The organism is Roseiarcus sp. (genome assembly GCF_052145395.1).
In the GTDB taxonomy this organism is placed as follows: domain Bacteria; phylum Pseudomonadota; class Alphaproteobacteria; order Rhizobiales; family Beijerinckiaceae; genus Roseiarcus.
The window spans coordinates 1-6,960 of sequence record NZ_JBKQOT010000904.1 but is presented as its reverse complement, the minus strand read 5'-3'; the positions used below and the strand labels follow the sequence as shown (position 1 = coordinate 6,960).

Sequence of the window (6,960 nt, the reverse complement as noted above, 5' to 3'; positions counted from 1 at the left end):
GTGCCGTGCGACGACTGCCGCTTCTGCAAGAGCGGCCAGTACTGGATGTGCGAGCGCCACGACGTCTACGGCTTCCAGAACAACGTGAACGGCGCGATGGCGAAGTACATGCGTTTCCCGGCGACCTCGCGCACCCACAAGGTTCCGAACAATTTGCCGCTCGAAAAGGCGGCGCTGATCGAGCCCTACGCCTGTTCGGTCCATGCCGTGAACCGCGGGCTCATCGAACTCGACGACTTCGTCGTTCTCGCCGGCGCAGGGCCGCTGGGTCTGGGCATGGTCGGCGCAGCGCGGCTCAAGAACCCGTCGAAACTGGTTGTGCTCGACGCCAAGCCCGAAAGGCTCGAGATCGCCAAGCGTTACGGCGCCGACCTGGTGTTCAATCCGCTCAAGGACGACGTGGTCAAAATCGTCAAGGAGATGACCGGCGGATACGGGTGTGACGTCTACATCGAAGCGACGGGCCATCCTTCGAGCGTCGTGCAGGGCCTGAAGATGATCCGCAAGCGCGGGCGCTTCGTCGAGTTCAGCGTGTTCGGCGACGACGTCACCGTCGACTGGAGCATCATCAGCGACCGCAAGGAGCTCGACCTCTACGGCTCCCATCTCGGCCCCTACTGCTATCCGTTCACCATTGCGGCGATCACCGACGGGCGTCTGCCCACCGATGGCGTGGTCACGCACCGCTTGCCGTTGTCCGACTTCCAGAAGGGCATCGACATGATGCACAAGGGAGAGGGTTCGATCAAAATCATCCTCATACCGTAGGTTATAAGCGCCGCCCGCCCTCGCATCAGCGCGGGCTGGGCGGCCAGCAAATCCGCTTGCATTGGCGAGTCCATCGCCCCGACGCCGAGGAGGGGAAGGGTCGCTGTTTGCCTTTGCCGAGCGGTTGCACGAGGGAGAGAGCGAGGGAGTTTTCAAATGACGGACAAAAAGACCGGCCTGTTCAGCGACTACATCGCGGGACGGATAAGCCGCCGCGAACTGATGACGCGCGCGGGCAAGCTTGGCCTCGGCGCCGCGGCGATCGGAACGATGCTGGGCGGCGCGCAGACCCGGGCCATGGCGGCCAACTTCGACTGGCAGAAGGAGAAGGGCAAGGCGATCAAGCTGCTGCTCAACAAGCATCCGTACACCAACTCGCTGCTGATGCAGATCGAGAATTTCAAGGCGCTTACCGGGCTCGCGGTCACCTGGGACATTTTCCCGGAAGACGTCTACTTCGACAAGGTGACGACCGCGCTGTCGAGCAAGTCCACCGGCTATGACGCGTTCATGACGGGCGCCTACCAGACCTGGCAGTACGGCCCCGCCGGTTGGCTGGTCGACCTGAACGAGTTCATCAAAGATCCCGCCGCCACCTCGCCGGACTGGAACGTCGGCGACATCCTCCCGGGTCTGCTCCACTCTGACGCCTGGTCGGGCGTGCCCGGCGAACCGCTCGGCGGTCCGAACGCCAAGCAATGGGCGCTGCCCTGGGGCTTCGAGCTGAACTCGATCGCCTACAACAAGCGCATGTTCGACCAAGCCAAGATCGAGCCGCCGAAGAACCTGCCCGACCTGATCGAGAAGGCGGTGAAGGTGCAGACGGACGTCAAGGGGATCTATGGCGTAGGCGTGCGTGGCAGCCGCAGCTGGGCGACGATCCACCCAGGTTACCTCTCCGGGCTGACCAGCTATGGCGGCGCCGACTTCACGGTGGAGAACGGCAAGCTCAAGTCGGCGGTGAACAGCCCGCAATGCAAGGCTTTCACCAAGCTCTGGGTCGACATGATCCAGAAGGCCGGTCCGAAGAACTGGACGAATTACACTTGGTACGAGGTGGGCAGCGACCTCGGCGCAGGGACCTCGGCGATGATTTTCGACGCCGACATTCTCGGCTTCTTCCAGCAGAGCGGCGACACGAAGGAGAAGGGCAACATCGGCTTCGAGGGCTTCGCCGCCAACCCGGACAAGAAAGAGCCGACGCCGAACGTCTGGATCTGGTCGCTGGCGATCAACGCGGCCTCGAACAACAAGTCGGCCGCCTGGCTGTTTCTGCAATGGGCGGCGGCGACGCAACAGTGCCTGTTCGCGGCCACGAAGGCGGACTTGGTCGACCCGGTGCGGCAGTCGGTGTGGGATGACAAGGGCTTCCAGACCCGCCTGAACGACAAGTTCGCCGGCTACCTCGAGCAGTATAAGGCCTCGGCGCCGGGCTCGAAGATCTACTTCACCCCGCAGCCGTTGTTCTTCAATCTGACGACCGATTGGGCCGCCAGCCTGCAGAAGATGTACGCCAAGGAAGTAGGGGTCGACGAGGGCCTTGATCAGCTCGCCGAAAACGTCATGAAGCAGCTGACCGACGCCGGCATCGTCCAGTAATCGAACAAGCGGGGGCGCGCGCCGCCCCCGCTTCCTTCACGGATTCTTTCGTCATGAGTACTTCCGGTGTAGCTGGCGTGAACGCCCGCCCGGTCCCGCGACGACACGGCGCGCGCATGGCCGGCGTGCTGCCGTACCTCTTGAGCATGCCCGCCCTGCTCGCCTGCGTCGGCATCCTGATTCCATTCATAAACGCCGTCTATTATTCGCTGCAACGCTACAATCTCGCCTTCCCGACCACGCGGAAGTTCATCTGGTTCGGCAACTACGTCTCCCTGCTCAGCGACGCGGGGTTCTGGCACACCATTCTGGTTTCCATGACCTACACCATACTCACGGTGGGTCTGGAGCTGTTGCTCGGGCTCGGCATCGCCATGCTGCTGTGGCGCCGCACGCTGGTGACGAACCTGCTCAGCGTCGCGTTGATCCTCCCCCTGATGGTGGCGCCTGCGATCGCCAGCCTGATGTGGAAGCTGATGACCAACGCCAACTTCGGCATCCTCAGCTACTTTGTCTCGCTGCTCGGCTTTCACGACTTCAAGTGGGCGTCCGCTCCGCAGACCGCCATGTTCACCGTCGTTCTGGTCGACATGTGGGTGTACACGCCGTTCATCACCATTTTGCTGCTCGCCGGACTGCGCGGCCTCCCCCGCCAGCCGTTCGAGGCGGCCGAACTCGACGGCGTCCCGGCGACCTTCGTGTTCTTCCGCATCATGCTGCCGATGCTGTTTCCCTACATTCTGACGGCCGGGCTGTTTCGGATGCTCGACTCCATCCAGCAGTTCGACATCATCTACGCCATGACGCAGGGCGGCCCGGGCGACACGCTCATGGTCTTCCAGATCCAGGCCTACACGCAGGCGTTCATCTTCACCAACATCGGCCGGGCCTCGGCGATCCTCGTGATTCTCTGGGCCATCACCTACGCGCTGAGCAACGTCTTCGTGAAGAACTGGCTGCGGCTGCGCGAGCGGGCCCGCGGACGGGCCTGACGGGAGGATGCTTCGATGAATGGCAAGTCCGTCCTGCGCGCCGTCGCGCTGACGCTGATCGGTCTGTTCTTCCTGTTCCCGCTGTTCTGGGTCGTCCTGATGTCGTTCATGACGAACGCCGACATCCTGCGCAACCCGCCGAGCCCGTTCTTCTCGCCGACGTTTCATAATTACGTGGCGCTGGTCTCGGGGCAGCTCGTCACGACCGTTGGCACTCAGAAGATCGACTATATGCTCAACCTCTTCAACAGCACCGTGCTGAGCGCATTCTCGGTGATCCTGTCGTTGATACTCGGCGTCCCCGCGGCCTACGCGTTCGCGCGCTACAAGTTCCGCCTCGGCGAGGTCATGGCGTTTACCCTCCTGTGCTTCCGCTTCGCCCCGCCGCTGTTGGTGCTGCTGCCGCTTCTGCTCTATTTCCAGAGCATTGGGCTCTACGACACCTACATCGGCCTCATTTGGGTCTACCAGCTCATCACGCTGCCGCTCGTTCTTTGGATCGTCCGCGGCTACTTCGAGGACGTCAGCGAGGACATCGAATTGGCCTACCGGCTCGACGGCCATAGTTGGCTGAGCACCTTCTTCCGGATCTCCATCCCGCTGGCCCGTCCGGGCATCGCTGCGGCGGCCCTGCTCAGCTTCATTTTCGCCTGGAACAACTTCATCTTCGCCCTGATCCTCGGATCGTCGTCGGTTCAGCCGGTGACCGTTGGGGCGCTCGCCTTCGTCACCGCCTCCGGCATCGAGTACGGCCAGATCGCCGCGGCGCTGGTGTTTTCCATCGTGCCGACGCTGGTGCTGGCGATGTTCACCCAGCGTTACCTCGTTGAGGGTCTTAGCCTCGGCGCGATCAAGGGCTGAAGGAGCGAGCGATGGCTTTCCTCGAGATTACCGGCCTCAGCAAGTCCTTCAAGCAGCATGAGGTCATCCGCGACCTGTCGGTGGCGATCGAGAAGGGCGAGTTTTTGGTCATCTTCGGCCCCTCGGGTTGCGGAAAGACCGTGCTGTTGCGACTGATCGCCGGCATGATGCAGCCGGACGCCGGCGACATTGTCATCGACGGCCGGTCGGTTGTCGATTTGAACCCTGAGAACCGTGACATCGGGATGGCGTTCCAGAACTACGCCCTCTACCCGCATATGACCGCTTACGAGAACATCGCAAGCCCGCTGCGGTCGCGTCACGTCCCCGAGGCGGAGGTCGGGACGCGCGTACACGACACGGCCCGCATGCTCCGGATCGACCACGTGCTCGATCACCTGCCGAAGGCGCTGTCGCAGGGCCAGAAGCAGCGCACCGCGCTGGCGCGCAGCCTCGTGGGGCGGCCAAGCGTGGTGCTGCTCGACGACCCGCTGCGAAACGTCGACGCCAAGATCCGCTACGAAATGCGCTTCGAGCTGCCGCGCGTCCTGCGCCGCTACGAAGCGACCGTCATTTACGTGACACAGGACTACAAGGAGGCGATGGCTCTCGGCGACCGCGTCGCCGTGCTGGTGGACGGCGCTTTTCGCCAGGTCGCGCACCCGCACGAAGTCTACGACGCGCCAGGCACGACCCGCATAGCCCGGCTGTTCGGCGATCCGCCGATCAACCTCGTGCCGGTTCAACCCGTCACCGCCGCCGGCGGCGTCGAGATGAACGTGGCCGGCGGCACGGTGCGTTTGCCGGCGGACAGCGCCGCGGTCGCCGGACGCGACTGCACGTTCGGTATCCGCTCGGAGGACATTTGGGTGTCGCTGGAGCCGACGGAAGGGCTCCCGGTGACGCTCGAGGCGATCACGCCGGTGAACAACCGCCTGGTGATGCTGCTGCGCGGCGACGAGGGCACGGAGCTGTTCGCGAGCTGTCCGCAGGGCAGCGCGCTCGACCATCTGCGGGGCCGGCACAAGGCCTGGGCCACGATGGATCTGGCGCGCGCGCATTTCTTCGACCACGGCGATGGCGTGAGGATCTGAGAGAATTCCATGGCGACGCTCAAACTCAACAACGTCTCGAAGGTCTACGATGGGGCCGGCGAGCGCGCCGTCGACGCCGTGACGATGCATATCGACGACGGCGAGATCATCGCCCTGCTCGGCTCCTCCGGCTGCGGCAAGACGACGACGCTGCGCATGGTGGCCGGCCTCGAGTCGGTGACAGACGGCGAGATCCGTGTCGGCGACCGCGTAGTGAACAACGTCACGCCGTCGCAGCGCAATATCGCCATGGCGTTCGAGACGTACGCCCTTTATCCGCCCTTGCGGGTGCGGGAGAACATCGCCTTCGGCCTACTCAGGGATCGGGCGCCGAGCGCCGAGATCGAAAAGCGGGTGAAGTCGATCGCCGCGATGCTCGAGATCACGGATCTGCTCGAGCGGTTCCCGCCGTCCATTTCAGGCGGCTCGCAGCAAAGGGTGAGCCTGGCGCGCGCGCTGATCCGCAACGCCGCCGTCTACCTTCTGGACGAGCCGATGTCGCAGCTCGAACCGCAGTTGCGGGCGCTGTTGCGCGCGCGCATCAAGGACTACCTCATCGCGCACAAGATGACGACCGTGGTCGTGACGCACGATCAGACCGAGGCGATTGCGCTCGCTGACCGCATCGCGGTGATGGAGAAGGGCGTCCTGCAGCAGTTCGCCACCCCCCACGATCTGCAGGAACGGCCGGCGAATCTGTTCGTGGCGTCGTTCATTGGCGAGCCGCCGATGAACCTGTTCCCCGCCGTGGCGAAGGACGGCAAGATCGCGGTGCTCAATGAGCGGCAGGAAGTGGCCTTTCACGTGCCGTTGGGCTCGGAGGCCGCCAGCAGGCTCGGCGACGGGAAGCGCATCATGGTCGGCGTCCGGCCGCACAGGATCCGCCTGGCGTCGGGCGGAGAGGTCACCGGCGCAACCTTGGTCGGCGAGGTGAGCTCGAACCATTGGCTTGGCGACCACTGCCAGGTCGGCTTCCAGGTGCGCGGCTGCTCTGTGATCGCGGTCGCCGGGCGCGATCTGCAGGCGCGTCCAGGCTCGCAGCTTCCTGTCGTCATCCCGGGCGAGGCGGTGCGCATCTTCGACGTCGACAGCGGCGCCGCCATTCTCCAGGATGCGGAACCTGCGGTTTCGCTCGTTGTCTGAAGCGAGAACCGGCTGCCTCAAGGCCGCTGGCGGCGGGTTCCGCCGGCTGGCTGCTGCTTTCCGCGCCGCCCGAGCGCAAGAGCGTAGACCGCGCCACGTTCTAAAAGCGAGAGCCTAGCGTTCACCGACGGACCGCGACTAGGAACAGGCGCGGGTAGGGCAGCAGCACCTTTCCGTCGGACTGCGCCGGATAGGCTTCCCGCAGGCCGTCGCGATAGCGGCTGAGGAAGGCGCAGCGCTCGTCGTCGCTCAGCCGCTCGAGGAACGGCTGCAGGGCGGAGCCGGCGAAAAAGTCCGCAACCCCCGCCGCACTGTCGAACATGTAGACATAAGTGGTCATCCACAGCTCTATCGCGGACGAGATCGGCTGCAGCCATTCGTAGTAGTCGTCGAGGGCGGCGATCAGCGGCTGCGTTTTGGCCACCGGCACGAGCCGCGACGACCACGGGCCCTCGGCGGCGACCATGCGCATGAGCGCGCGCGAGGATTCGACGGCATCTGCG

At 64.3% G+C, this 6,960-nt stretch carries 6 protein-coding genes and 1 pseudogene; 6 read left to right on the top strand and 1 reads right to left on the bottom strand.

Translation table 11 applies throughout. The features are described 5' to 3' along the window. From ACLP25_RS31400 to ACLP25_RS31375, 6 genes are all read left to right on the top strand, one after another. Positions 1-768 (top strand): zinc-binding dehydrogenase (locus ACLP25_RS31400; RefSeq protein WP_442473000.1); only part of this gene is annotated, 768 nt, incomplete at its 5' end. A 156-nt stretch (positions 769-924) separates the two neighbouring features. Beyond that, positions 925-2,367 carry an ABC transporter substrate-binding protein gene (locus ACLP25_RS31395; protein WP_442472999.1) on the top strand — a complete coding sequence of 481 codons (1,443 nt, stop codon included), beginning with the start codon at positions 925-927 and terminating at the stop codon, positions 2,365-2,367. Positions 2,368-2,483: 116 nt separating this feature from the next. After that, positions 2,484-3,359, top strand: coding sequence for a carbohydrate ABC transporter permease (locus ACLP25_RS31390; protein ID WP_442473001.1), 876 nt, complete (start codon positions 2,484-2,486; stop codon positions 3,357-3,359). 15 nt (positions 3,360-3,374) lie between these two features. Next, positions 3,375-4,220 carry a carbohydrate ABC transporter permease gene (locus ACLP25_RS31385; RefSeq protein ID WP_442472998.1) on the top strand — a complete coding sequence of 282 codons (846 nt, stop codon included), beginning with the start codon at positions 3,375-3,377 and terminating at the stop codon, positions 4,218-4,220. A gap of 11 nt (positions 4,221-4,231) precedes the next feature. Beyond that, positions 4,232-5,314: an ABC transporter ATP-binding protein gene (locus ACLP25_RS31380; protein ID WP_442472997.1), complete on the top strand. Its 1,083-nt coding sequence runs from the start codon at positions 4,232-4,234 to the stop codon at positions 5,312-5,314. A 9-nt stretch (positions 5,315-5,323) separates the two neighbouring features. After that, positions 5,324-6,457, top strand: a complete 1,134-nt coding sequence (locus tag ACLP25_RS31375; protein ID WP_442472996.1) for an ABC transporter ATP-binding protein — start codon at positions 5,324-5,326, stop codon at positions 6,455-6,457. Between the two features lie 121 nt (positions 6,458-6,578). Here the strand turns inward: ACLP25_RS31375 and ACLP25_RS31370 are convergent. Beyond that, positions 6,579-6,960, bottom strand: a pseudogene (locus ACLP25_RS31370) (trans-aconitate 2-methyltransferase); the annotation flags it as partial.